This is a genomic window from Acidobacteriota bacterium (assembly GCA_026393675.1).
Lineage (GTDB): Bacteria > Acidobacteriota > Vicinamibacteria > Vicinamibacterales > JAKQTR01 > JBAXOX01.
Genome location: JAPKZQ010000045.1, coordinates 211,423 through 235,772, shown reverse-complemented (window position 1 = coordinate 235,772; position 24,350 = coordinate 211,423). Strand labels below are relative to the sequence as shown.

General features: G+C 66.1%; 23 protein-coding genes. 19 read left to right on the top strand and 4 right to left on the bottom strand.

The genetic code is table 11. From position 1 onward, the window contains the following. The first annotated feature begins 86 nt into the window (after window positions 1–86). The 5 genes from ftsE (at window position 87) to selB (ending at window position 7,535) form a co-directional block, all read left to right on the top strand. Window positions 87–746: a cell division ATP-binding protein FtsE gene (ftsE, locus tag NT151_12505; GenBank protein MCX6539737.1), complete on the top strand. Its 660-nt coding sequence runs from the start codon at window positions 87–89 to the stop codon at window positions 744–746. Window positions 747–759: 13 nt separating this feature from the next. Further along, entirely contained in the window at window positions 760–1,647 is an 888-nt protein-coding gene (locus tag NT151_12500) for an ABC transporter permease (GenBank protein ID MCX6539736.1), read from the top strand. Between the two features lie 402 nt (window positions 1,648–2,049). After that, the gene (locus NT151_12495; protein MCX6539735.1) at window positions 2,050–3,330 is read left to right on the top strand and encodes a DUF4147 domain-containing protein; all 1,281 of its coding nucleotides are present in this window, start codon (window positions 2,050–2,052) and stop codon (window positions 3,328–3,330) included. After that, window positions 3,327–5,573, top strand: coding sequence for a ribonuclease R (rnr, locus tag NT151_12490; GenBank protein MCX6539734.1), 2,247 nt, complete (start codon window positions 3,327–3,329; stop codon window positions 5,571–5,573). Before NT151_12495 ends, rnr begins: the two co-directional genes overlap by 4 nt. Before the next feature lie 6 nt (window positions 5,574–5,579). After that, window positions 5,580–7,535: a selenocysteine-specific translation elongation factor gene (gene selB, locus NT151_12485; GenBank protein MCX6539733.1), complete on the top strand. Its 1,956-nt coding sequence runs from the start codon at window positions 5,580–5,582 to the stop codon at window positions 7,533–7,535. A gap of 27 nt (window positions 7,536–7,562) precedes the next feature. Here selB and tatA read toward each other — a convergent pair whose 3' ends face one another. Next, on the bottom strand, window positions 7,563–7,721 hold the full coding sequence (gene tatA, locus NT151_12480) for a twin-arginine translocase TatA/TatE family subunit (protein ID MCX6539732.1): 159 nt from the start codon (window positions 7,719–7,721) through the stop codon (window positions 7,563–7,565). Window positions 7,722–7,841: 120 nt separating this feature from the next. On the opposite strand from tatA, the gene NT151_12475 reads away from it, so the two are divergent. Both NT151_12475 and NT151_12470 read left to right on the top strand, forming a co-directional pair. Then, entirely contained in the window at window positions 7,842–8,300 is a 459-nt protein-coding gene (locus tag NT151_12475; protein ID MCX6539731.1) for a hypothetical protein, read from the top strand. A 162-nt stretch (window positions 8,301–8,462) separates the two neighbouring features. After that, complete coding sequence (locus tag NT151_12470) at window positions 8,463–9,329, top strand: energy transducer TonB (GenBank protein MCX6539730.1); 867 nt, start codon at window positions 8,463–8,465, stop codon at window positions 9,327–9,329. Between the two features lie 175 nt (window positions 9,330–9,504). Here NT151_12470 and groL read toward each other — a convergent pair whose 3' ends face one another. The 3 genes from groL to NT151_12455 all read right to left on the bottom strand — a co-directional run bounded on the left by groL (window position 9,505) and on the right by NT151_12455 (window position 12,587). Beyond that, window positions 9,505–11,130 carry a chaperonin GroEL gene (gene groL, locus NT151_12465; GenBank protein ID MCX6539729.1) on the bottom strand — a complete coding sequence of 542 codons (1,626 nt, stop codon included), beginning with the start codon at window positions 11,128–11,130 and terminating at the stop codon, window positions 9,505–9,507. Window positions 11,131–11,160: 30 nt separating this feature from the next. Continuing rightward, a complete protein-coding gene (groES, locus tag NT151_12460) occupies window positions 11,161–11,448 on the bottom strand; it encodes a co-chaperone GroES (protein MCX6539728.1) in 288 nt (95 codons plus the stop codon). Window positions 11,449–11,681: 233 nt separating this feature from the next. After that, window positions 11,682–12,587: a phosphoribosylaminoimidazolesuccinocarboxamide synthase gene (locus tag NT151_12455; GenBank protein ID MCX6539727.1), complete on the bottom strand. Its 906-nt coding sequence runs from the start codon at window positions 12,585–12,587 to the stop codon at window positions 11,682–11,684. Between the two features lie 125 nt (window positions 12,588–12,712). On the opposite strand from NT151_12455, the gene NT151_12450 reads away from it, so the two are divergent. The 12 genes from NT151_12450 to NT151_12395 all read left to right on the top strand — a co-directional run bounded on the left by NT151_12450 (window position 12,713) and on the right by NT151_12395 (window position 24,340). After that, the gene (locus tag NT151_12450; GenBank protein MCX6539726.1) at window positions 12,713–13,741 is read left to right on the top strand and encodes a lysylphosphatidylglycerol synthase transmembrane domain-containing protein; all 1,029 of its coding nucleotides are present in this window, start codon (window positions 12,713–12,715) and stop codon (window positions 13,739–13,741) included. Then, window positions 13,738–14,196, top strand: a complete 459-nt coding sequence (nrdR, locus tag NT151_12445) for a transcriptional regulator NrdR (GenBank protein ID MCX6539725.1) — start codon at window positions 13,738–13,740, stop codon at window positions 14,194–14,196. The genes NT151_12450 and nrdR overlap by 4 nt, the downstream gene beginning before the upstream one ends. Further along, entirely contained in the window at window positions 14,193–14,726 is a 534-nt protein-coding gene (locus NT151_12440) for a DUF4390 domain-containing protein (GenBank protein MCX6539724.1), read from the top strand. The genes nrdR and NT151_12440 overlap by 4 nt, the downstream gene beginning before the upstream one ends. Window positions 14,727–14,748: 22 nt before the next feature. Next, entirely contained in the window at window positions 14,749–17,070 is a 2,322-nt protein-coding gene (locus NT151_12435; GenBank protein MCX6539723.1) for an ATP-binding protein, read from the top strand. After that, window positions 17,067–18,476, top strand: a complete 1,410-nt coding sequence (locus NT151_12430; GenBank protein MCX6539722.1) for a sigma-54 dependent transcriptional regulator — start codon at window positions 17,067–17,069, stop codon at window positions 18,474–18,476. The genes NT151_12435 and NT151_12430 overlap by 4 nt, the downstream gene beginning before the upstream one ends. 7 nt (window positions 18,477–18,483) lie before the next feature. Beyond that, window positions 18,484–19,353: a hypothetical protein gene (locus NT151_12425; GenBank protein MCX6539721.1), complete on the top strand. Its 870-nt coding sequence runs from the start codon at window positions 18,484–18,486 to the stop codon at window positions 19,351–19,353. Beyond that, window positions 19,353–20,216, top strand: coding sequence for an RDD family protein (locus NT151_12420; protein ID MCX6539720.1), 864 nt, complete (start codon window positions 19,353–19,355; stop codon window positions 20,214–20,216). Before NT151_12425 ends, NT151_12420 begins: the two co-directional genes overlap by 1 nt. Before the next feature lie 13 nt (window positions 20,217–20,229). Further along, the gene (locus NT151_12415; GenBank protein MCX6539719.1) at window positions 20,230–20,712 is read left to right on the top strand and encodes a phosphatidylglycerophosphatase A; all 483 of its coding nucleotides are present in this window, start codon (window positions 20,230–20,232) and stop codon (window positions 20,710–20,712) included. Continuing rightward, complete coding sequence (locus NT151_12410; GenBank protein MCX6539718.1) at window positions 20,709–22,040, top strand: competence/damage-inducible protein A; 1,332 nt, start codon at window positions 20,709–20,711, stop codon at window positions 22,038–22,040. The genes NT151_12415 and NT151_12410 overlap by 4 nt, the downstream gene beginning before the upstream one ends. Before the next feature lie 112 nt (window positions 22,041–22,152). Next, complete coding sequence (gene thpR, locus NT151_12405) at window positions 22,153–22,731, top strand: RNA 2',3'-cyclic phosphodiesterase (protein ID MCX6539717.1); 579 nt, start codon at window positions 22,153–22,155, stop codon at window positions 22,729–22,731. Beyond that, window positions 22,728–23,339, top strand: coding sequence for a glycerol-3-phosphate 1-O-acyltransferase PlsY (gene plsY, locus NT151_12400; protein MCX6539716.1), 612 nt, complete (start codon window positions 22,728–22,730; stop codon window positions 23,337–23,339). The genes thpR and plsY overlap by 4 nt, the downstream gene beginning before the upstream one ends. Then, entirely contained in the window at window positions 23,336–24,340 is a 1,005-nt protein-coding gene (locus NT151_12395) for an NAD(P)-dependent glycerol-3-phosphate dehydrogenase (GenBank protein ID MCX6539715.1), read from the top strand. The genes plsY and NT151_12395 overlap by 4 nt, the downstream gene beginning before the upstream one ends. Window positions 24,341–24,350: the final 10 nt, after the last annotated feature.

Here is a 24,350-nt window from a genome sequence, read left to right as displayed (position 1 = left end):
AGCCCGTCAAGCCGTATGCTATACTCGCGCAACCTCGCGCGAGGATGTGTGGTGCATAACCGCGCGTCGGCCGCTCGCCAACTGCCGTGATTGAAACCTCGAATCTCTCGAAGATGTACGGCCGGGGCATCTACGCGCTCCGCGATCTTTCCGTCTCGATCGGCAAGGGAGAATTCGTGTTCCTGACCGGACCGAGCGGGGCCGGCAAGTCGACATTTCTCCGATTGCTGCTGCGCCAGGATGTGCCCTCCGCAGGGGTGGTGCATGTGGGCGGGCGCGATCTGGCCTCCCTCTCGCTCCGCCAGGTGCAGACGTACCGGCGCACCCTCGGGTTCGTGTTTCAGGATTTCAAGCTCATTCCCACCAGGACCGTCCTCGAGAACGTGTCGCTCGTGCCGCGCGTCCTCGGCGACTACTCGGTGCAGCAGCAGCGCCGCACCTACCAGGTACTCAAGTGGGTGGGCCTTCAGCACCGCATGAACGCGTATCCGATTGAACTGTCGGGAGGCGAGCAGCAGCGCATCGCGATCGCGCGCGCCCTGGTGAACGAACCGGCGCTCGTGCTGGCCGACGAGCCGACCGGTAATCTCGATCCTGATCTCTCGCTCGAGATCATGAACCTGTTTCGGGACATGAACGCCCGGGGCACAACCGTGGTGGTCGCGACGCACGATCGGGAACTGATTGGGCGGGTCGGGCGGCGTACCCTCACGCTGGACCACGGCCGGCTGTTGTCATCCACGTAAAGAAGAGCCGTCGATGCACGCGTTGCAGTACTGCCTGAACGAAGCGTCCCGAAGCCTCTGGCGGCAGCGCGGCTCCTCCGCCCTGTCGATGTTGACCATTGCCGCTGCGGCGCTGGTGGTCGGCGGGTTCCTGCTCGTGACGGTGAACCTGAATCGCGTGCTGGACCGCTGGAGTGCGACCGCCGAAGTCTCGATCTACCTGCGCGATGACATCACCCAGGAGCAGCGCGTCGAGCTGAATCGCGTGCTGGTCGCGAGCGACGTGGTGGCCTCGCGGGTGTTCGTCTCGAAGGCGGATGCGCTGGCACGCTTCAAACGCGACTTCCCGGACCTGTCCTCCGGGTTGGACGGGATACCCGACAACCCGTTGCCGGCGTCGCTCGATGTCCGGCTGCGGCCGCAAGGCGCAGACAGCGGGGCTGTCGAGGCGCTCGCCCAGCAGGTGCAGCGCATGCCGGGCGTCGCCGACGTCCGGTTTGATCGCCGGTGGCTGGCCCGGCTGTCGTCGATCATCCTGGCCGTGCAGTCGGCGGGCTGGGTGCTCGGCTGCGTGCTCATCGTGGCGGCCGTGCTGACGGTCTCGACCGTCGTCCGGCTGGCGCTCCATGCCCGGCGCGACGAGATTGAGATCATGCAGTTGGTGGGGGCGCCGCTCGGACTCCTGCGCGGGCCCCTCGTGACCGAAGGCACGCTGCACGGTGGCGTCGGCAGCCTGGTGGCGCTGGCGGCGCTCTACGGCGCGTATGTCGCCGTGAAGGCGCAGGTGGGACCGGCACTGGCGATGGTCGTCGAACCTGAGATGCTGGGGTTTCTGCCGGCGTCGACCGCCGTGGCGCTCTTAGCCGGTGGGATGGCTGTCGGATCCTGCGGCGGCTGGCTGGCCGCCCGGCACGTCAGGTGACGGGTTTGACACCACCCAGAGGTCGCACTACACTGGAATTGTCTTGCAAACGCATCGTCTGAGGATCCGGATGCATAGCGCTCTTCCTGGACAGTTAACCGCAAGCTCGTTCTCGCCGCCTACCCTGATCTCCAATTTCTACAGAGAAGAGTTTCTCAAGCACCGCGAATCCCTGCTATTGCAGCGCGAGTCGTACTCCGAGCGAGCCATGGCCAGCGCCGAGGCCGCGCTCGGCCGCGTGCTCGGACAGCTGGACCACCTGTGCACGCAGCATGACGGCGTCCAGGTCGTCAGCCGGCTTCTACGTTCTTTTGACGTCGTGACAGGCGTCTCGGCCTGCTCTTGTCGTAAGCAACCATACTGAGCCTGACCCTTACCAACCTCCGGGAACATGCGCTCGCGATTGCGGCGGCGGCCATTGGTTCGGCCGACGCGGGCGTGCGGGTCGCGCAGGCGATGCCGTCTGCCGCGGAGATCATCGCGTCCGCGCGTGAATGGCACGTCGTCGCGGCAGGGAAGGCAGCCGGGCCCATGCTGCGCGCCTGCCTGTCCGCCGTCGGGCGGCGGCCCGCCACCGCGATGGCCGTGGCGCCGAGCGGGCTCGAGGGCTTGCCAGCGCTGGTCCGCGTGTTCGCGGGCGGGCATCCCGTTCCCAACCAGGCCAGCCTTGACGCTGGCCGGTGTGCCCTCGACACGGTGGCCGCCTCCGGTGCAGACGATGTCGTGGTCGTGCTGGTGTCAGGCGGCGCCTCGGCGTTGCTGGTCGTTCCCATCGAGGGGGTGTCGCTGCAGGACAAACAGGCGGCCACGGCCCGGCTGTTGCGTGCCGGCGCGGACATCCATGCGCTCAACACCGTGCGCAAACACCTGTCGAGGGTGAAGGGCGGGCGGCTCGCGGCCGCGACAAAGGCGCGCGTTGTTTGTCTCGCGGTGTCGGATGTGGTCGGCGATGACGTTTCGGTCATCGGCTCGGGGCTGACCGCAGGGGACCCGACGTCGTTCGCGGACGCGCTTGGACTTCTCGAGCGGTACGGTGGTTGGGACGCGTTTCCGCCGAGCGTCGTCGCCGCGTTACGCGACGGGGTGGCTGGGCGGCACGCCGAGTCGCCGACACCTGGTTCCCCCGCGCTCAGCCGGACCGAGACCCGGATCATCGGGGGCCGAAGAGACGCGATGGCCGGTGCCCGGGCGGAAGCCGCACGTCTAGGCTATCGCACTCATGTCATCGACCAGCCCGTGGTTGGCGAGGCGCGCGCTGCCGCCGCGACGTACGCCGCGACCCTGCGCGATATGGCCTCCGCCGGCGGAACCCCGCTGTGCGTGGTGTCGTCGGGTGAGACTACGGTACGAGTGACGGGCGGCGGCAAGGGTGGGCGTAATCAGGAATTCGCGCTCGCGCTGGTTGAGGCGCTTCCGACGATGGGAGGCGCGGTCGTCGTCTCGAGTATCGGCACGGATGGCATCGACGGCCCAACCGACGCGGCTGGCGCCATCGTGACCTCCGACACTCGCGCCCGGGCGGACGCGCGTCAACTCAATCCACGGGCGTTTCTCGACAACAACGACGCCTATCATTTCTTTGAAGCGTTGGCCGACGTGATTAAGACGGGGCCAACACGCACTAACGTAGGAGACATTCAAATCGCACTCATCGTTCCCGGAACAGGACCGGTACACCTGTGACCAAAGAAGACGTACTTCGTGCGTTCGACTCGCGCGTCATCCATCCCGCGTCGGGGCGGGAACTGATCCAGTTACTGAAGATTCCCCGGGAGGCCCGGGTGACGTTTCGTCGCCTGCTGCGCCAGCTTGTGGCCGAGGGCGCACTCGTGCAGATTCGCGGCCATCAGTACGGGCTGCCCGGCAAGATGGACCTGGCCGTGGGCACCCTGACCATGAATCCTGGCGGCTACGGCTTCGTCGTGCCCGAGCACGCCCGTGAGGGTGAGGGGGACGTGTACATCGCCGCGCCGCATCTGAACGACGCCATGCACGGCGACCGCGTCACCGTGCGGGTCGAGCGCCGCCGCGACGAGCGGAAGAGGGAAGGCAAGATCATCCGCGTGCTCGAGAGAGGCCAGGCCACACTGGTGGGTCGGCTCGACATCGATCGCGCGGGTCACGCCCGAGTCGTCCCGCATGAGAAGCGGGTCGTCCAGGACATCCAGGTGTTGCCCGCCGATGTGCGAGGGGCCAGCGCTGGCGACATGGTCGCGGTGGAGATCACGCGTTGGCCGACGGCCACGCGCCCACCGCTGGGCCGGGTGGTTGAGGTGTTCGGCTCCCTCGACGAGCCGGGCGTCGATACGCGCGTCATCATCCGCAAGCACGAGCTTCCCGATGCCCACAGTGAACAGGCCGTCATCGAGGCGACGCGGCTGGGCGACCATGTTCAGTCGCGCGATCTCGATGGACGCACCGATTGCAGGTCGTGGCCGACCGTGACGATCGACGGCGAGGATGCCCGCGACTTCGACGATGCGATCACGCTCGAACAGTTGCCCAATGGGCATTACTGGCTTGGGGTGCACATCGCCGACGTGGCGCACTACGTGCGCGAAGGCACGGTGCTCGACGAGGAGGCGTACGACCGAGCGACCTCGGTCTACTTTCCGGAGCGCGCCCTCCACATGTTTCCGGCCGAGCTGGCCACCGGGCTGTGCAGCCTGAAGCCGGATGTCGACCGCCTCGTGCAGTCGTGCGTGATGGAAGTGGATGAACGCGGTGACGTGGTCCGGTACGAGTTGCACGACGGCGTCATCCACAGCGATGCACGCATGACGTACACAGCCGTCAACGCGATCGTCACCGATCACGATCCTGCCGAGATGGCGCGCTACGAGCCGCTGGTGCCACTGTTTGTTCGCATGCGCGAGCTGTTTACCATCCTGAACGAGCGGCGGCATCGCCGCGGGTCGATCGACTTCGACCTCCCTGAAGCTGAGCTGGTGCTCGACGAAGAAGGTCTCGTGGCGGACATCACGCAGGCCAAGCGGAACGTGGCGCACCGCATCATCGAAGAGTTCATGCTGCTGGCCAACGAGACCGTCGCCCGCCACCTCGAGCAGAGCGGTGTGCCGGCCCTCTACCGAATCCACGAGCGGCCGGACCCGTTGAAGGTGGCCGAGTTCGAGGCGTTCGTGTCGAGCCTCGGCTACAGCCTCGCCGCGGAACCTGGCGGCGTACGCCCGCGCGACTTCCAGCACCTGATCGAGCGCATCGCGGGACTGCCGGTCGAGCGGCCGATCGCGTTTCTCATGCTCAGAACGATGTCCCAGGCCCGCTACAGCCCTGACAATGTCGGTCACTTCGGCCTGGCGGCGCCCACCTACACGCACTTCACGTCGCCCATACGCCGGTATCCGGACCTGGTCGTGCACAGGTTGCTCAGGGAGGTCAGGCAGGGCGTGCCCGACGCCGAGCGCCGCGAGGAGCTTGGCGAGCAGATGCCCGAGATCGGCCGTCACACCTCCGAGCGGGAACGGCGCGCGATGGACGCCGAGCGCGAGCTGGTGCAGTGGAAGAAGGTCCGCTTCATGGCGGACAAGGTCGGCGAGGAGTACGACGGGTACGTCACGGGCGTCAGCGCGTTCGGGCTGTTTGTCGAATTGATCGAACATTTCGTCGAAGGACTCGTGCACGTGTCGACGATGGCCGACGACTACTATCGGTTCGTGGACACAGCGCACGTGCTGAAAGGCGAGCGCTCCGGCAAGGTGTTCCGCCTCGGGGATCGCATCCGCGTGCAGGTGTTGCGTGTGGATACCGAGCGGCGGCAAGTGGATCTGGGACTGGTCGAGGTGCTGGAGCAGATGCGATCTGGCCGCGTCGGTCCCGACGCGCGTCGCAGCCGGGCGCGGCCGAAGAGCGAGCGGCGCCGTCACACACCGCGCCAGCCAGCCCGGCGGAAGCAGCGAAGGCGTTAGCCATCCATGAAACACATTGTCGTTGGAACCGCCGGCCACATTGATCACGGCAAGAGTGCGCTGGTGCTGGCGCTCACGGGCACCGATCCCGATCGGCTGAAGGAAGAACAGGCGCGCGGGATCACGATCGACCTGGGGTTTGCGCACTGGCAGACGCCCGACCTGAGCGTGGCGTTTGTCGATGTGCCGGGGCACGAGCGCTTCGTCAAGAACATGCTCGCCGGTGTTGGCGGCATCGATGCCGTGCTGTTCGTCGTGGCGGCCGACGAGTCCGTGATGCCCCAGACGCGGGAGCACTTCGAGATCTGCCGCCTGCTCCACGTGCCGGCGGGCATCATCGCGCTGACGAAGGCCGACCTGGTGGATCAGGATGTCGTCGATCTGGTGCGCCTCGAGACGCGCGAACTGGTCCAGGGGTCGTTTTTGGAGCACGCGCCCATCATCCCGGTGTCGGTGCGCACGGGCGCCGGATTGGACGCACTCAAGCAGGCACTTGTCGATCTGGGCCGCACGACCCGCAGCCGTTCGGCTGATGGTCCTGTGCGTCTGCCAGTGGACCGGGTGTTTTCCGTCAAGGGCTTCGGCACCGTCGTGACCGGGACGCTCGTGTCGGGCACGCTTGCCGCCGACCGTGATCTGATGGCGCTGCCCGCAGGACGCAGCGTGAAGGCGCGCGGCATCCAGGTGCACGGCGCGAAACAGGCCGCCGGTGAGGCTGGTCAACGCGTAGCCGTCAATCTGGGTGGCGTCGAGGTCGCCGACCTCACGCGCGGCGAAACCCTGGTCTCGCCCGGCGACTTTGTCGCGACGCGGGTCTGCGATGCGCGTGTCGAGGTGCTCATCTCGGAACGGCCGATTCGGCACGGGGCTCGTGTGCGTTTGCATCAGGGGACCAGCGAGGTACTCGGGCGCGTGGCGATTTCGTCGCTGGTCGCCGACCAAGCGGGCGGCGACCAGACGTCTGTTGCCGAGATTCCCCCTGGCCGCGCCGCGTACGTGCGCCTTCGCCTCGAATCGCCGCTGGTGCTGGCGCGCGGCGACCGGTTCATCCTGCGCGCCTACTCGCCGTCGATCACGATCGCGGGCGGCAGCGTGCTCGACCCGATCGCCCCGAGGACCGGAATCCGAACGACAACTGGCCGCGAGCGATTCAGGAGACTGGATCCGTTGTGGGCGTCGTCGGACGCGCTGATTCCGGAGATGCGCGCACTTGCGGTGTTGATTGACGAGGCGGGGATGGCAGGGGTGCCGATCGCGTCGCTCGTCTACCGCCTTGGTCTGTCGCCCTCCACCGCCGAGTCCCTTGCCGCGCACATCGAAGAGCAGGGCCGGGCGGTCCGCGTGGAGCGGAGCCTGGTGGCCACCGCCACGCTGGCCGGCCTGTCCGACGCGGTCGTCGAGAGCCTCGCCGAGTGTCATCGTGCACAGCCGCTGGCTGATGGTCTGCCGCGCGAGCAAGTGCGGGAGCGCCTGTTTGCGCATGCGGCTGCCGGGGTGTTCGACCGCGTGATCGCCGATCTGGTTGCTTCGGGACGCCTTGTGGCGCGCGACCGGCTGGCCCTGGCCTCGCATCGCGTGGAGGTGACTGGCGAGGAGAAGGTCGCGCGCGATGGGATCGAGCGGCTGTATCGCGAGGCGGGCCTGAAGCCGCCCGACATCAAGGAGACGGCAGCGACGCTGGCACTCCGTCCGGATGTGGCGGAATCAATGGCCGTGCTGCTGGTGCGGCAGCGCGTGCTTGTCCGTGTCGATGCGTTTCTGTTTCACGAACAGGCGCTGGCGCGGCTCAAGCAAGACACCAGCGCGCTCAAGCAGACCGGGAGCGGCGCGCCGGTGAAGCTCGACGTGGCGATGTTCAAGGGTCGCTATGGGATCTCGCGGAAATACGCGATCCCGCTGCTGGAGTATCTGGACCGGGAACGGATCACGCGGCGCGTTGGCGACAGCCGCGTCGTCATCTAGCCGATCGCTGGGGGCTGCGACTAGCGCCTACTCGCGCTTGTCGTTGACATCGCCATTCTGCGTGGCATCCTTGAAATTGCGGATGGCCTTGCCGATGCCGCGGCCCAGCTCGGGAAGCCGGCTGCCTCCAAAGATCAGGACGGCAATCGCCAGGATGATCAGGAGTTCTGGAACGCCAAGTCTCATGAATGAATTGTAGCACCGGATTGCGCCTTGATGCCATGCCGTATCAGGCGTACAGTTAGGTGAGGCCCCTTGGTGTGACTGTTGCCGGATCGGGACCGGGTCCTAACGTGGAGTAGTGGGATGACGAAGGTCGAACAGACGTTGTTCACGGTGGGTGTGTTCAAGGATGTGACCTGGGCGGAGCGGGGCATCGACGCGCTGCGCCAGCAGGGCTTTCAGCCGTCCGTGATGACCGTTATGGTCAAAGAAGGCCCCGAAGCGGCGTCGTTCGTCCAAAAGATGACGGGGGCCGACCCCGAGCGCCTGGAACTGCCGAAGGTGGGCGCTTTGCTTGGAGCCGGGAGTCTGGTGGGCACGCTCCAGGGCGGCGCGCGCGACCTGGGCCGGGTCGGGATCGCCGCCGCGATGCGCCGGGCGGGGTTCCAGCCCCACGACGGGCTCATCTACGAGACGCTGACCGAACGGGGCGGTGTGCTGGTCGCCATCGAAGATCCGGCCAGGGCTTCCGATGCGCTGGCGGTGATGCTGTCGTTCGGAGGGGGAAACGCTGCGATCGGCGCATGGGCCGGCCGCGTCTAACAGGGTAGACGCGGTGTCACCCCTGGGTGACGGCCGAGCCTCCCCGGAAGGAAACAGATCGGCGAAGGCCGGCGTAGTTACTGGATGAGTGCCTGGTAGCGGTCTTGCATTTGCAACCGTGACCGCTGTCGCGCGACAATGAAAGAGGCGGGTTTCCAGTCCATGTCCGAGCCGAAGGCCAGCAATCCGGTACCGACGGGATCCGTCGGCCACGTGTCGGTGCAGTTGGACCATCTGCACGCGCGCCAGGTCCAGTTTTCGTTCGAGAAACAGGCCCCCCGCATGGGCGGATCTCTGGGGTTTTCGTTCGTTTTCCACGCTACCATCGTCGCCGCGGTCCTGTACATTGCCCTGGCGCCGGGGCCGCCCGTCGACCTCCGGAACTCCCCGACGATCAAGGATGTCGTCTGGCTCGATCAGCCGGGGCCTGGCGGGGGCGGCGGAGGTGGTGGAAACCGATCCGTCGAACCGCCTCGCAAAGAGAAGCTGGTCGTCCCGGAGCAGAAGAAGCCCGACATTCAGCCTGTCAAGGCGCCCGAGGATGCCCTTCCGGTGCCGGACTTCCTCGTGCCAATCAAATCCCAACTCGACGAGTCGTTGGTCGGGCTCAATGACATCGGTTCGTCACGCGGCAGCGGGACGGGCGGAGGCATGGGGGGCGGCACGGGCACTGGTATCGGAAACGGTTCGGGTTCTGGTATCGGAGACGGTTCGGGCGGTGGCACAGGAGGCGGCGCTTACCGGCCCGGGAACGGCATCGAGATTCCGGTGCTGAAGAAGGAAGTCAAACCGCAATACACGGCCGACGCGATGCGCGCCAAGATCCAGGGCATCGCCGTACTCGACTGTGTGGTCAAGGCGGATGGGACGGTGGGGGAGTGCGGCGTGGTCCGCTCGCTCGATTCGACCTTCGGCCTGGATCAGGAAGCCGTCAAGGCCGCCCGGCAGTGGCGCTTCTTACCCGGCAAGCGCCTCGGCCAGCCGATTTCCGTTTGGGTGACCATCGAACTCACTTTCACCCTGCGCTAGTCAGGGTGAATAGCGGATAAACACGAACGGCCCGGCGGGCGTGATGCCCACCGGGCCGTTGCACTATCTATCACGATCGGTCTCGGGAGTGGTTCAGACCGAACCCCGACTCCCGCACCCCGCTTGTCCGCCGAAGCCCTGCGAGAGGCTCATGGCGAAGGCGGGAATCCCGAGCTTAGTACATCCCGCCCATGCCGCCACCGCCGGGGGGCATCCCCGATTCCTTCTTCTCTTCAGGAATATCCGCCACGATCGCCTCGGTCGTCAGCAACAATGACGCGATAGACGACGCGTTCTGGAGCGCCGAGCGCACGACCTTGGTCGGGTCGATGACGCCGGCCGCCACCAGGTGCTCGTACTTGTCGGTCAATGCATTGAAGCCGAAGTCGTCCTGGCCGTCCTTGACGCGCTGCACGACGATGGAGCCTTCCTGTCCGGCGTTCTGCGCGATCCACCGCATCGGCTCTTCGACCGCACGCTTCACGATGTTGATGCCCACCTGCTGGTCGCCCTCGGCCTTGAGGCCGTCGAGCGCGCTGAGTGATCGGATCAGCGCTACGCCGCCGCCGGCCACGATGCCCTCTTCGACGGCCGCCTTGGTGGCGTGCATCGCATCTTCGACGCGCGCCTTCTTTTCCTTCATCTCGGTTTCGGTGGCCGCGCCGACCTTGATCACCGCCACGCCGCCGACCAGTTTCGCCAGCCGCTCCTGCAGTTTCTCGCGGTCGTAGTCAGACGTAGTCTCCTCGACCTGGGCCCGGATCTGCTTCACACGGCCCTGGATCTTCAAGGATTCGCCGCCGCCCTCGACAATGGTCGTGTTGTCCTTGTCGATGGTGATCTTCTTCGCCTGGCCCATGTCTTCGACTTTCACGCTCTCGAGCTTGATGCCGAGATCCTCGGTGACGGCCTTGCCGCCGGTCAGGATCGCGATGTCCTCGAGCATGGCCTTGCGGCGATCGCCGAAGCCGGGCGCCTTGACGGCGGCGACGTGCAGCGTGCCGCGCAGCTTGTTGACGACCAGCGTCGCGAGCGCCTCGCCCTCGATGTCCTCGGCGATGATGAGCAGCGGACGGCTCAGTCGGGCCACCTGCTCCAGGATCGGCAGGAGGTCCTTCATCGAGCTGATCTTTTTCTCATGGATGAGAATCATCGGATTCTCGAGCACGACTTCCATCCGCTCAGGATCGGTCACGAAGTAGGGCGACAGGTACCCGCGATCGAACTGCATCCCCTCGACGACCTCGAGCGAGGTCTCGAGCGTCTTGGCCTCTTCGACCGTGATGACACCGTCTTTGCCGACCTTCTCCATCGCCTCGGCGATGATCTTGCCGATGGTCTCGTCGTTGTTCGCCGAGATCGTCCCGACCTGCGCGATCATGTGGCCCTTGACCGGCTTCGACCGCTTCTTGAGGTCGGCGGTGATCGCCTCGACCGCGCGCTCGATGCCGCGCTTGAGGTCCATCGGGTTCGCGCCCGCCGCCACCATCTTCGCGCCCTCACGGTAGAACGCCTGCGCCAGCACCGTGGCCGTCGTCGTGCCATCACCGGCCACATCCGACGTCTTGCTCGCGACTTCGCGCACCATCTGCGCGCCCATGTTCTCGAGGGGATCGGGCAGCTCGATTTCCTTCGCCACCGTCACGCCGTCCTTGGTGATGAGCGGCGATCCGAACTTCTTGTCGAGCACGACGTTCCGACCCTTGGGACCGAGCGTCACCTTGACGGCATCGGCCAGCTTGTTCACGCCGCGCAGGATCGCCTGGCGCGACTGCTCTCCGTATTGAATCTGTTTTGCCATTAGTCAACTCCTTGATGGGCCAGCCGTCGCCTACTCAATCACCCCGAGAACCTCATCCTCACGCATGATGAGGAATTCCTCGCCGTCCAGCTTGATTTCCTGCCCCGAGTACTTGCCGAACAGGATCTTGTCGCCGTCCTTGACGTCGAGCGGCGTACGCTTGCCCTTGTCGTCGATTTTGCCGGCGCCGACGGCGATAACCTTGCCCTGCTGGGGCTTTTCCTTCGCGCTGTCGGGGATGATGATGCCGCCGACCACCTGTTCACCTTCCTCGATACGCTTGACGATGATGCGGTCGTGAAGTGGCTTGACCTTCATAATGTTCCAACTCCTCCCACGTACGAGAATGAACCATGTCCAGCGCGCAGTTCCACTGCTCGCTAGCACTCACACTCATGGACTGCTAATTATCGCTCGAACCGCGGGGCCTGTCAAATAGGGGCACGTTAGCACTCACCTTTATTGAGTGCTGGACCCGCTGGGACTGTCAATTGAGTCTACAAAGGTGTGGAGTCCGGTGTGATTCGGGTGTCACTCCCGTGTGGGAAGGCCTATTCGAGTGTGCGCCCCGACAGGCGCTCATAGGCTTCGACGTACTTCTGACGCGTCTTCGAGATGACGTCGGGGGGGAGCGCCGGCGCCGGCGGCTGCTTGTTCCAGCCAATCGCCTCGAGGTAGTCCCGCACGAACTGCTTGTCGTAGCTTGGCTGACCGCCCCCGGGTTTGTACGAATCCGACGGCCAGAACCGGGACGAATCGGGCGTCAGGACCTCGTCAATCAGCATCAGGTGCTCGCGGCCGTCGGGGCCGTCGATGATGCCGAATTCGAACTTCGTGTCGGCGACAATGATGCCGCGCGTCTCGGCATGCTGCGCGCCGCGGCTGTAGACGCGCAGCGACAGGTCTCGCAACTGCGTGAAATGCTCGCGGCCGACCATCCCAATGGTTTCCGCGTCATTGATATTGATGTCGTGCCCGCTTTCCGCCTTCGTCGACGGCGTGAAGATCGGCGTCGGCAGCCGGTCCGATTCCACCAGGCCCTTCGGCAGTACGATGCCGCACACGGCTCCAGTCATCTGGTACTCCTTCCAGCCGGATCCCGCGAGATATCCACGGACCACGCATTCGACCGGCAGGGGCCGGGTGCGGCGGACGAGCATCGATCGCCCGCGCAGCACGGCGGCATGGCGGCGAGCCGGTTCCGGGTATTGCAGCGGGTCGGTCGTGATGACGTGATTGGGGATGATGTCGGTCATCAGGCCAAACCAGAAGGCGGAGAGCTGGTTGAGGACCTTACCCTTGTCGGGGATGCCCGATCCCAGGATGTAGTCGAAGGCCGAAATCCGGTCGGTGGCCACAATCAGCAGGTCGTGACCCACCTCGTAGAGGTCTCGCACCTTGCCGCGGCGGAACGGGGTCAGGCCTTCGAGGGTGGACTCAATCATGGGCTTGGACATCGGTGGACCTCACAGGGCTCGTCGGGCAGGCTCATGTTACCGGCGCACCCAGCCAAGTGCAAGAGAGGCGTAACTTGCTGCGGACCATAGACTTGCCGCCGTGCTTGTAGTAGAGTTCGGAGCGGATGCGTACCCATCTTCGCACCCTGCTCGTGGTGGGGCTGGCCTTGGCTCTGCTGGTGTGGTTTCTTCGACACGCCAACCTCTCCTCGGTTTGGGGCGAACTCCAGCAGGGGCGGATCGACTTCCTGCTGTTTGCGCTGCTGGCCACGGGATCGACCTACGTGCTGCGAGCCTTCAGGTGGCAGTACCTGCTGCTCCCGCTCGGTCGGCCGCACTTCATCGAGTGTCTGAAGACGACCGTGATCGGCTTCGCCGCGTCGACGCTGCTGCCGGCCCGACCCGGGGAAGTGATTCGTCCCTATCTGCTCGCCAAGCACGAGGGGTTCAGCGCCACTGCGACATTTGCGTCGATTGTGATTGAGCGACTGCTCGACATGCTGGCCGTCTTGTTTCTGTTTGCGACCTTCGTCGTCTTTTTTTCGTCCGGGTTGACCTCCACTGATCCCGCGGTCTACTCGGCACTCAAAGTGGGTGGGCTGACGGTGTTCGCGGCGACGCTGGTTGGTCTGGTGGTCATGATGGTGCTCGCGGGGCACCCCGACCGCCTCGAGCGGTGGGCCCTCAAGATCGAACGGATCCTGCCAGCGCGCCTGGCTCGATCGGTGGCCGGCGTCGTGCGAGCCTTTGTCGAGGGCCTGGCCGTGGTCCGTCAGCCCCGCCGGATGGCGATCGCCATGCTGCTGTCATTCCCGCTGTGGCTGTCGATTGCGCTCGGGATTTGGGCGACCAGCCGCGCGTTCCACATCGAGATGTCGTACCCGGGTGCGTTTCTCATGATGACCATCCTCGTCGTTGGCGTGGCGGTGCCGACGCCGGGAGCGGTCGGCGGGTTCCACGAAGCGTTTCGCATCGGCGCGACCGTGTTTTTCGCGACGCCGAACGATCGAGCGGTCGGGGCGGCCATCGTGCTGCACGCCATGTCGTTTGTGCCGGTGACGATCGCCGGGTCGATTCTGATGGCCCGGGAGGGCCTCAGCTTAAGCGGGGCGAGCGGGCTCGCCGCCAAGCGGTCAGACGAGGAGGTCCCATGAAGTGCGCGTACTGCGGCCACATGGGCGACAAGGTCGTGGATTCGCGCGAGAGCCGCGAAGGCGATGTGATCCGCAGGCGCCGCGAGTGCCTGGAGTGCGGGCGCCGATTCACCAGCTACGAGCGCGTCGATGAAGTGCCGTACATGGTGATCAAGAAAGACGGGCGGCGCGAACGGTTCGAGCGCCAGAAGTTGATCGCCGGCCTGCTCAAGGCCTGCGAGAAGCGACCGGTCACCGTCTCGGCGCTCGAGGCGATTGCCGACCGCGTCGAGGCGACACTGCAGGACCGGCCGGAGAAGGAAATCTCGACCGACGAAATAGGCACGTCCCTGATGCTGGAACTCAAGCAACTCGACAAGGTTGCCTACGTGCGGTTCGCCTCGGTCTACCGCGACTTCCGGGACATCGGCGAGTTCATGGCCGAACTCAAGGATCTGGTCAGCGCCAAGGAATGACATCGGGACGGCTGCTTGCCATCGTGCTGGCTCTACTGGTGCTGGAGAGTGCTGATGCGCCGCGGAGCATCGACGTCTCGGCCGTCGCGCGCGACGGCCGGGTCTACGTGTCGTGCACGTTCGCCGCGAGCACCCTGGACGAACTCGGTGAAGCCATTCACGCGGGACTCACCACGTCGATCACGTACGACGTCGATCTTCGGCGTCCGCTCTGGTGGTTTGATCGGACACTGGCCTCGTCGACGGTCGTGGCCTCCGTGCAGCACGACACGCTCACGGGCCGCTACCAGTTGACCCGCACCATCGACGGCCGCAACGAAGATACGCTGGTGACCGATGATCAGAACGCGGTCAAGAAGTTCCTGACCACATTCGCCAGGCTGCCGCTGTTCAGCGCCGTGGAGCTCGAGGCCAACGTCGAATATACCGTTCGCCTGCGGGTTCGCACGCGACCGCGCGTGACGTGGTTCGTCTGGCCGTGGGAGCCGAGCACGGCGACTGGAACGGCGCGGTTCACGTTCATCCCCTGATCGACAGGAGCTGGGACACTTCATGGCTGAGGCCCGCCGGTCTCACACCTCGCTTCGCCTGACGGTGCCGCCAGCGTCGCCGCCGGCGCCGCCCCTGCGGCGGCGGCCATTGCGTGACAACCCGTGGATGGTCCTGCTGGGCATTGTGGGGCTCATCGCGCTGTTGGCCGGCACGATGACGCTGGCCAACCGGTCGAGTCGCCTCGCGCCGGACTTCCTGAGCGAGTTCGTTCTCTATGCGCTGTCGGTGGTGGACCTCACCATGCTGGTGGCGCTCGGGTTCGTGCTCGCGCGCAGCGTCATCAAGCTGCTGGTCGAGCGCCGCCGCGCGCTGCCGTTCGCCAGATTCCGCGCGAAGCTGGTCACGGTCCTGCTGGCCATGACGCTGGTCCCCGCCGTGCTCGTGCTGCTGGTGGGCAGCGAGCTCATCCGGAACAACGTCGACCGTTGGTTCACCGTGCATTTGGACGAGACGCTCGCCTCAGCGCAGCGGATTGCCAGCGACTATTACCACGAACGCCAGCGGCAGGTGAGTGATGAGGCCGCCCGGGTTGCCCGATCGCTGGCCACCCTCGATCTCGCACAGCCTGACGTGCGTTTTGTTCGTGACGTGGTTGCCCCGGTCGTCAACGACCAGCGCGCCGGCCTGATCGAGGTCTATCGGCTGCCGCGCGGCAATGAACCGACAGGCGTCCTGGTCGCGGTGGTTGACGTCGCCTCGCCCACGCTGCCGATCGGCGCGATTCGGGCGTCATCGGATCGACTGGCGATGCGGGCGACCACCGATCAACCCGACGTCTGGCTGCGTGAACCGCTCGAGAGCGGGGGCGAACTGATCCGCGCAGCCTCGCCCGTGCGCAGGCCCGATGGTGCGGTCTCAGGGGTGGTGGTGGCGAGCGTGCACCTGACCGGCGACATGGCGGTCCGGGCGCGAGGGGTGACCAAGGCGTACGAATCCTACAGCCAGCTCCGCGTGCTGAAGCAGCCGCTGACGGGCGTCTACCTGTCGTTCTTCCTGATGGTCACGCTGATGATTCTGGTCGGCGCGACATGGATGGGGCTGTATCTGGCCAAGCGGATCACGCGACCCGTACAGGCACTGGCCACGGCGGCCCGTGAGATCGGGGCCGGTCATTTCGAGCACCGCGTGGAACGGGAGACCGCCGACGAATTCGGCTCGCTGGTCGACGCGTTCAACAGCATGGCCGACGAGTTGGCCACCAACAGGCGCCGGCTGGAGCGCTCAACGGTGGATCTCGAGCAGAAGCACACGGAGGTCGAGGAGCGGCGGCGCTTCACCGAAGCCATCCTGGAGCGGGTGGCCACCGGTGTGGTGACTATTGACGAGGCCGGGTTTATCACGACGATCAATCCCGCAGCGCTTCGGCTGCTCGGTTTGGGCGCCGCGGTCGTTGGCCAGGCGGCAGCCGTCGTCTTCAACGAACCCGATCTGCAGCCGCTCGCCGTGTTCGCGCAACCACGTGGGGTCGGCGCCAAGGATCCGCCGGCCCAGGAACTCTCACTGACGCGTGACGGCCGGGAGGTGGCGCTGGCTGTCGCCTCCACGAGGCTGCACAGCGACGATGGCGGATCGGATGGACGCGTCCTGGTGGTCGACGACATCACCCCGCTGATTCGCGCGCAGAAGGTGGCGGCGTGGCGGGAAGTGGCGCGCCGGCTCGCCCACGAGATCAAGAATCCGCTGACGCCCATCCAGCTCTGCGCGCAGCGCCTGCAGCGGCAGTTCTCCACGGCGCCGGATCACGTCAAGGCGCTCGTCGACGAGTGCACGACCACGATTGTCGGCGAAGTCGAGTCGCTCAAGTCACTGGTCGACGAGTTCTCGCAGTTCGCCCGGATGCCGGCTCCACGCCGCGAGTCCACCGACGTGCACGAGTTGCTGCGCCGCATCCTCGTCCTCTATGACGGGTTGTTCGAGCACGTGCGCCTCGAAACCCTGTTCGCGGTCGATCTGCCGCGCGTCCGGCTCGACCCGGACCAGATTCGCCGGGTGATCATCAACCTGGTCGACAACGCCATCGAGGCGATCAATCAGCAGGGGCAGGTGGTGGTCGAGACCCAGCACGATCCCGGGACCAACCTCGTGCGAATCGTGCTGGCCGACGACGGTCCGGGCATCGCACTTGCTGATCGGGAGAAACTGTTCATGCCGTACTACTCGACCAAGAAGCGGGGCAGCGGGCTCGGGCTCGCGATCGTGCGTCGCATCGTGGCCGAGCACGGCGGCGCCATCGAGGTGGGCGAGAATCAGCCTCGGGGCACGCGCTTCACCATCGAGCTGCCGTGTGAACCCGAAGGCGCGATCGCGACGGGGGCGGCATGAAGGCTCGGCTGCTGGTCGTCGACGATGAACCGGGCGTGCGCACGGCGCTCACCGGTGTGCTGCGCGACGAGGGCCACGAGGTGGAGACCGTCGACAGCGGCGAAGCCTGCCTGGATCGGTTGCTTCGTGCCACCTATGACGTGATCCTGCTGGACATCTGGTTGCCGGGGATCGACGGGCTCACCACACTCCAGCGCCTGCGGGATCGCCAGGTTGATGCCGCCGTCGTCATGATCTCGGGGCACGGCAACATCGAGTCGGCCGTCCGCGCGATCAAGATGGGGGCATTCGACTTTATCGAGAAACCGCTCTCGCTCGACAAGACCGTGCTCGTCGTGGCCAACGCGCTCAGGCAGCGGCACCTCGAGACCGAGAACCGCGCGCTCCGGGCCAGGGTCGACGAGGAGTTGACCATGGTCGGCGAGAGTTACGCGATGACCCAACTGCGCGAGCAGGTGGCGATGGCGGCGCCGACCAACGGGCGCGTGCTCATCTTCGGCGACAACGGCACGGGCAAGGAGCTGGTCGCGCGGTCGGTCCACGGATTGAGCCGTCGCCGGGGCGGTCCGTTCGTCGAGGTGAACTGTGCCGCGATTCCCGAAGAGCTGATCGAGTCGGAGCTGTTCGGCCATATGCGGGGGTCGTTTACCGGCGCGGTCGCCGATCGTCGCGGCAAGTTCGAAGCCGCCGATGGCGGGACGATCTTCCTCGACGAGATCGCCGACATGAGCCTGAAGACCCAGGCCAAGGTGCTGAGGGTGCTCCAGGAGCAGGTGATCGAGCCAGTCGGCAGCACGACCCGGATCAAAGTGGACACCCGGGTGCTGGCGGCCACCAACAAGGACCTGCTCGCCGAGATCAAGAACGGCCGCTTCCGCGAGGATCTCTACTTCCGGCTCAACGTCATTCCGATCTTCGTGCCGCCGCTCCGGGATCGTGGCGAGGACATTCCGCTGCTGGCCGTCCACTTCACGCGTCTGTTCGCACGCGAATACGGACGGCGTCTCAAGACCCTGGATGAGGGAGCGCTGACGGTGCTCGCGCATTACGGATGGCCCGGCAACATCCGCGAACTTCGGAACGTCATCGAGCGGCTGATGATCATGGTGCCGGGCGAGGTCATCAAGGCCGAGGATCTCACGTTTCTTGGTCCGACGCCGGCGGGACCAGTCGCCGCCGGCGCCGCACCTGTGCGGCCCCTCCACGAAGCGCGAGACGAGTTTGAGCGTGACTACATCCTGAAGACGCTGGCCTCGCAGCAGGGCAACATCTCGCGCACCGCGGAGGTGCTCGGCGTCGAACGCAGCAATCTCTACCGCAAGATGCGCGGGTTGGGGATTGCGCCGGCAAGGCAGGGTGATCGCGACGGCGAAAGCTTGTCGTATAATCACGACACGCATTCCTGAATCGCCCATGACTGATCCGCGACCCACACCAACGGCGCTCCCCGGTGACGCTGATACCGTCGCCGACCGTGATGTCCGGATCGACGAGTTGCTGCTCGCCGGCCTCGACCACTACTTCGCCGGACGGTATCAGGATGCGACCAACGTCTGGGGACGCGTGCTGTTTCTCGATCGTACGCACGCGCGGGCGCGGGCCTACATCGAGCGGGCTCGTGGCGCGATGGCCGAGCGCCAACGCAAGTCGGAACAACTGGTCCAGGAAGGCATGGACGCGCTCAGCCGCGGCGACGAAGGGGTCGCCCGGGAGTTGCTCAGTTCAGCCGTGGATCAGGACGATGCGCACGAGACGGCGCAGTCCTACCTCGACCGGCTCGAGCGTCTCTCCGGCGAGCGCGCCGCGCAGGTGCGCGAATCGCGCGCGAGGCGCCTGCAGACCTCGAGGCGTGCCGTCACCGCGCGATCGTTGCTGACCGCCTCGCGGCGTCCGGTGCGGGCGTGGCCGATTATCGGACTGGCCCTGGTGGCGGGCGCGATCATGCTGTTTGCCACCTCGAAGGATCCGCTCAAGCCGTTTCTGGACTTGAAGCTCGCGCGTCCGGCGAACGTGAGCACGGTTGCCCGGCCTCCGGAACCGCTGCCCGTGCCGCGCGCGGCCGAACTTGCGCTCTCGCGGGCCCGATCCATGTTTGGGTCCGGCCAGTTGAAGGCGGCGCTGGCCGCGCTTGACGGCATTGCCGACGCCGATCCGCTCTCAGGTGAGGCCGACCGCCTGCGCGCCACGATCCAACGGGCGTTGCTCGGGTACCCGCAACCGCAAGGCGCGGGGGGCGACGCCGGGGCCGTGGTGCCGCCAGGGTCGACAGGCGAGCGCCGCTGATGAAGTGTCCCAAGTGTGGCTATCTCGGATTCGACAGCGGTGACCGCTGCAAGCACTGCGGATACGAATTCTCCCTGATCAACCAGGAGACGACAGCGCCGGCCGTCCCGGGTGCCCACCTGACGCGAGGGGCGCGATTCCGGAAAACGCCGGGGGGCGCCACGCCTGCTTCGGGTGTCGACCGCCGGCTGGCGCCACTGCCGGAAGGCACGCCCATGGATCTGCCGCTCTTTGGTGATGGCCTGCTTCCGCCACCTCGGGCGCCTCTCTCTGTCAGGCGAGCCACACCGACGCCGTCGCGCGTTCGCGTGCGACCGGAGGTGCGAAGGCCCGTTCCACTCGAACTGAATCTCGAAGCTCCGGTGGCCGTGCCACCGGCAGAGGTCCGACCGGTGGCCTCGCCGCCCGAACCGGTCACCTCCGCAGGCGCCGACGCTCTCGCACCTGTCGCGCCGCCGTCACGTCGCTTTGGGGCCGCCGCCATAGACGCGTTGCTTCTGGCCGGCATCGACGCGGTGCTGCTGTCATTCACGCTGCGACTGTGCGGATTGAGTCCGTCGGAGATCCGCGTGCTGCCCCTGGTGCCGCTCCTGACGTTTCTGATCCTGCTCAATGGCGGCTATCTCATCCTGTTTACCGGAACGCTCGGTCAGACGCTGGGGAAAATGGCCGTGGGCATCCGCGTCGTTCCCGTCAACCGGGAGGCCATGGATCTGCGGCGGGCCACGTGGCGGACCCTCGCCATGCTGCTCTCGATCGGCCCGGCCGGCCTCGGATTCCTGCCTGCGGCGTTCGGCGACTTTCGTGCCCTGCACGATCGGCTGGCCGGGACACGCGTGATCCAGCATGCGGCGACCTCGTGATCTGTCTGACTTCATGAAACCACACACCGTCGGTTCCCGTGTCGCGCTTGCCGTTTCTACGTTCGGATACTCCGGGTACTCACCGATTGCACCGGGCACGGCTGGGTCGGTCGCGGGGTTGCTCCTGATTGTGCCGCTTCGAATGCTCGGGTACCACTGGCTCGATCTCGCCGTGGCCGTCGGGCTGTTTATCATCGGCGTCTGGAGTGCCACGGTCGTCGAGCACCATCTTGGCGTCGAAGACCCCGGGGTGGTCGTGATCGACGAAGTGGTCGGCATGCTGGTCAGCCTGTTGTGGCTGCCGTTGTCGTGGCCGGTTGTGGTGGCCGCCTTCCTCGTGTTTCGCGTGTTTGACATCATCAAACCATGGCCAGCAGGCCGGTTCGAGCACCTCGGGGGTGGCCTCGGTATCATGGCCGATGATGCGATGGCCGGCGTGTACGCGAACCTGGTCGTGCAGGTCCTCGTCTGGTGGCGCCCGGAGTGGATGAGATGACGGAGACGGCCGGCACGATCGGTCTGCGCTGGGCGGAGATTATCGCCGTCGGGTCCGAGTTGCTCGTGCCGCCGCGCGTCGACACGAATTCCCTCTTCATCACCGGATGTCTCAACGAGCTGGGCATCGAGGTACGCGCCAAGACGGTGGTGGGCGACCGGCGGGACGATGTCGCGGCAGTGCTGCGCGTGGCGCTGGACCGGGTCGAACTGGTCGTGATGTGCGGAGGGCTCGGGCCCACCGACGACGATCTGACGCGCGATGCCGTCGCCGGGCTGCTGGCGATGAGGCTGGTTGAAGACGAACTGGTGCTCGATCGCATCCGCCAACGCTTCGCGTCGCGTGGCATGCGCATGGCCGAGACAAACAGGCGCCAGGCCCTGGTGCCAGTTGGGGCAGAGGTCCTGCCCAATCAGAACGGGACCGCACCAGGGTTGTGGATCGAACGCGATGGGCGAATCCTGATCCTGCTGCCGGGACCGCCCGGTGAACTCGAGCCGATGTTCACGCGGGTGGCCGCCGAGCGGCTCGCGCCGCGGGCCGGAGGCCGGAAACTCTGCCGGAAGGTGCTGAGAATCTGTGGCCGGACCGAGTCCGAGGTCGAGGAGATGGTCTTTCCGACCTACTCCCGCTGGGCGCGCGAGGCGCTGCCCATCGCGACCACGGTGCTAACGGTATCCGCGCAGATCGAGTTGCACCTCTCGGTGCACGCCGACACAGAAGCGATCGGCATGGCCAGGCTCGATGATGCCGCCAGGCAGGTGGTGGCGGTCGTTGGTGCCGATACCTTCAGCATCGACGGGCGGGCGCTCGAGCAGGTCGTGGGAGACGCGCTTCGCCAGCGGGGCTGGCGAATAGCCGTTGCCGAATCCTGCACGGGCGGATTGATCTCGTCGCGGCTGACCGACGTGCCCGGCAGTTCAGATTATGTGTTCGTGAATGCGGTGTGTTACAACAACGAATCGAAGACCACCTGGCTCGGGGTACCGACGGCACTTATCCACGTGCACGGCGCCGTGAGTGAGGAAGTGGCCCTGGCCATGGCGGATGGCGTCCGCGAGCGGGCCGGTGTGGAAGTGAGCGTCGGCGTGACCGGGATCGCCGGTCCGACCGGAGGCAGCGAGCGCAAGCCGGTGGGGACGGTGGCCATTGCGGCCGTCACCCCGACTGCCCGCATCGTGCGGACCTTCCGTTTTCCTGGAGGCCGGCAGCGCGTCAAGCAGTTTGCCGCCCAGATGGCCCTCGATATGGTCCGTCGCGTGCTGATCGGCGCGGACATCGGCGGGGCGTTTGTCGTGTGTGGGGCTCCTGAGTCCTTCGGGTCATAAGTTCGGCAACGAACTTATTCACGTAGGACTCAGTGCTGAGCGAGCGTTAATTGCGGATCGCCTCGCAGGAATACGCAACGGTACTTGCGAGTCGAAGCACTGAGGCGTCGAGATGAGACTTTTCGTGGCCGTCGATCTGGACGAGCACGCCCGGCGTGGCGTGGCGGTGGCCATCGGCCGGCTTCGGCAGCAGTGCAAGCAGGCCAGCCGGGATCTGGCGTACGCCCTTCGATGGAAATCCCCAGACACCTTGCATCTCACGGTGCATTTTCTCGGCGAGGTGAAGCTCGGCCGCCTGCCGACGCTGAGGGCCGTGATGGCGCAGCCGGTTCGCCTCGCGCCGTTTGATATCGAGTTTGGTGACCTCGGCGTGTTTCCGACCAGGGGCGAGTCCCGCGTGATACGACTCGACGTGGCATCCGGGGCCGGTGGCCTTGGGGCGATGTATGTCGAACTATGGAACCGGCTGACCCGCCTTGGCCTCGAGCTGGAAAGCAGGCGATATATCCCCCACTTGACGTTGGCTCGGCTCAAGTCGCCCGTTTCGGTTGATCTCGGGGCCTTGCTCGCCACGATGTCGATCGAGCCGGTCGGATCCTGCCGTGTCGACCATGCGACCCTCTATCGCAGCAAGTTGTCTCCCCTCGGATCGACGTACGCCGCCGTCCTGAGAATCCCACTCGAGCCGTGAACGCCGTCCTGCTCGTCGCGTTCGCATACCTGGTTGGTTCGGTGCCGTTCGCGTTCCTGTTCGCGCGGCGCAAGGGCCACCTTGATATCCGGCTTGTGGGCAGCGGCAATGTCGGAGCGACCAATGTGTTCCGGGTCGCCGGGTCGAGCGCCGGACTGCTGACGGTGCTGTTCGACGTCGCGAAGGGTGCGGCCGTGGTGGTGGCCGCGCAGCGCCTCGGCGCAGGACAGGGTGTCTGCGCGTCGGCGGGTGTGGCGGCGGTTGCCGGGCACATCTATCCGGTGTGGCTGGGTTTTCGGGGTGGAAAGGGCGTCGCCACCACCTGCGGCGCGTTTGCCGTGCTCGCACCGCCGGCGACGTTGCTGGCGGCGGCCGTGTTTGCGGTGGTCGCGGGACTGAGCCGCACGGTCTCTCTGGGATCGATGGTCGCGGCGGTGTGTCTCGGGCCCTTCGCCTACGCCGTTGGCACGCCTGTCTCCATCGTGCGCGCCGCCTTCTTCGCCGGGTGCCTGGTGCTGTTCAACCACCGCAGCAATCTGATCAGGCTGGCCGGCGGAGCCGAGCGTCGTTCCGGCAGCCGGGCCGTTCCGCCAGGAGACCAACCGTGACCGACATCGCGATTCTCGGAGCGGGGAGTTGGGGGACCGCCCTGGCTGTCCACCTCGCACGGATCGGCCATCCCGTTCGCCTGTGGTCGATCGAGCCCGATGTGGTCGAGGCCGTAAGAGAACGACGCTCGAACGCGGTGTACTTGCCCGACATCGCATTACCCTCTGGCATCGACGCGACACTGTCGCTGGCGGAGGCCGTTGGCGGGGCTGGTATCGTGGTGGCCGCCGTGCCGTCGCATGCGCTGCGCGCCGTCCTGGTCGACGCGAAGAGGCTGCTCCAGCCGGGAGCCGTGCTCGTCAGCGTCGTGAAGGGCCTCGAGACCGGCACGCTGCTCCGCATGTCGCAGGTGGTCGAGCAGGAATGTCCAACCGGCCATCCGGTCGTCGTGCTCTCAGGGCCCAGCTTCGCGATTGAGGTCGCGCGAGAATTGCCAACCGCCGTGTCGGTGGCGAGCGGGGACGTGCAGGCGGCCGAGCGCGTGCAGGAGGAGTTCCGCGGAAAGTTTTTCCGGATCTACACGACGCCGGATGTCGCCGGGGTCGAGATCGGCGGAGCCCTCAAGAACGTGATTGCGATCGCCGCAGGCGTGGTCGACGGTCTGGGCCTGGGTCATAACGCCAACGCCGCGCTGATCACGCGGGGCCTCGCGGAGATCTCGCGCCTGGCGATTGCCGAGGGCGGACGGCGCGAGACGCTGGCCGGACTGTCCGGGCTTGGCGATCTGGTCTTGACGTGCATGGGCTCCTACAGCCGCAATCGGTACGTCGGGATGGAATTGGCGAAGGGCCGTCCGCTTGCCGAGATTCTGGCGGGCATGAAGATGGTCGCCGAGGGCGTGAAGACGACCGAGGCGGCGCTCGCGCTCGGCGCCCGCCGCGACGTCGAGTTGCCCATCACCGCGCAGATGGCCGAGTTGCTCGCGGGACGCACGACGCCGGCCCACGCGGTCGCCGAGTTGATGCTCCGTCCGCAGCGAATCGAGGTCGAGACCGGATGATACAATGCCG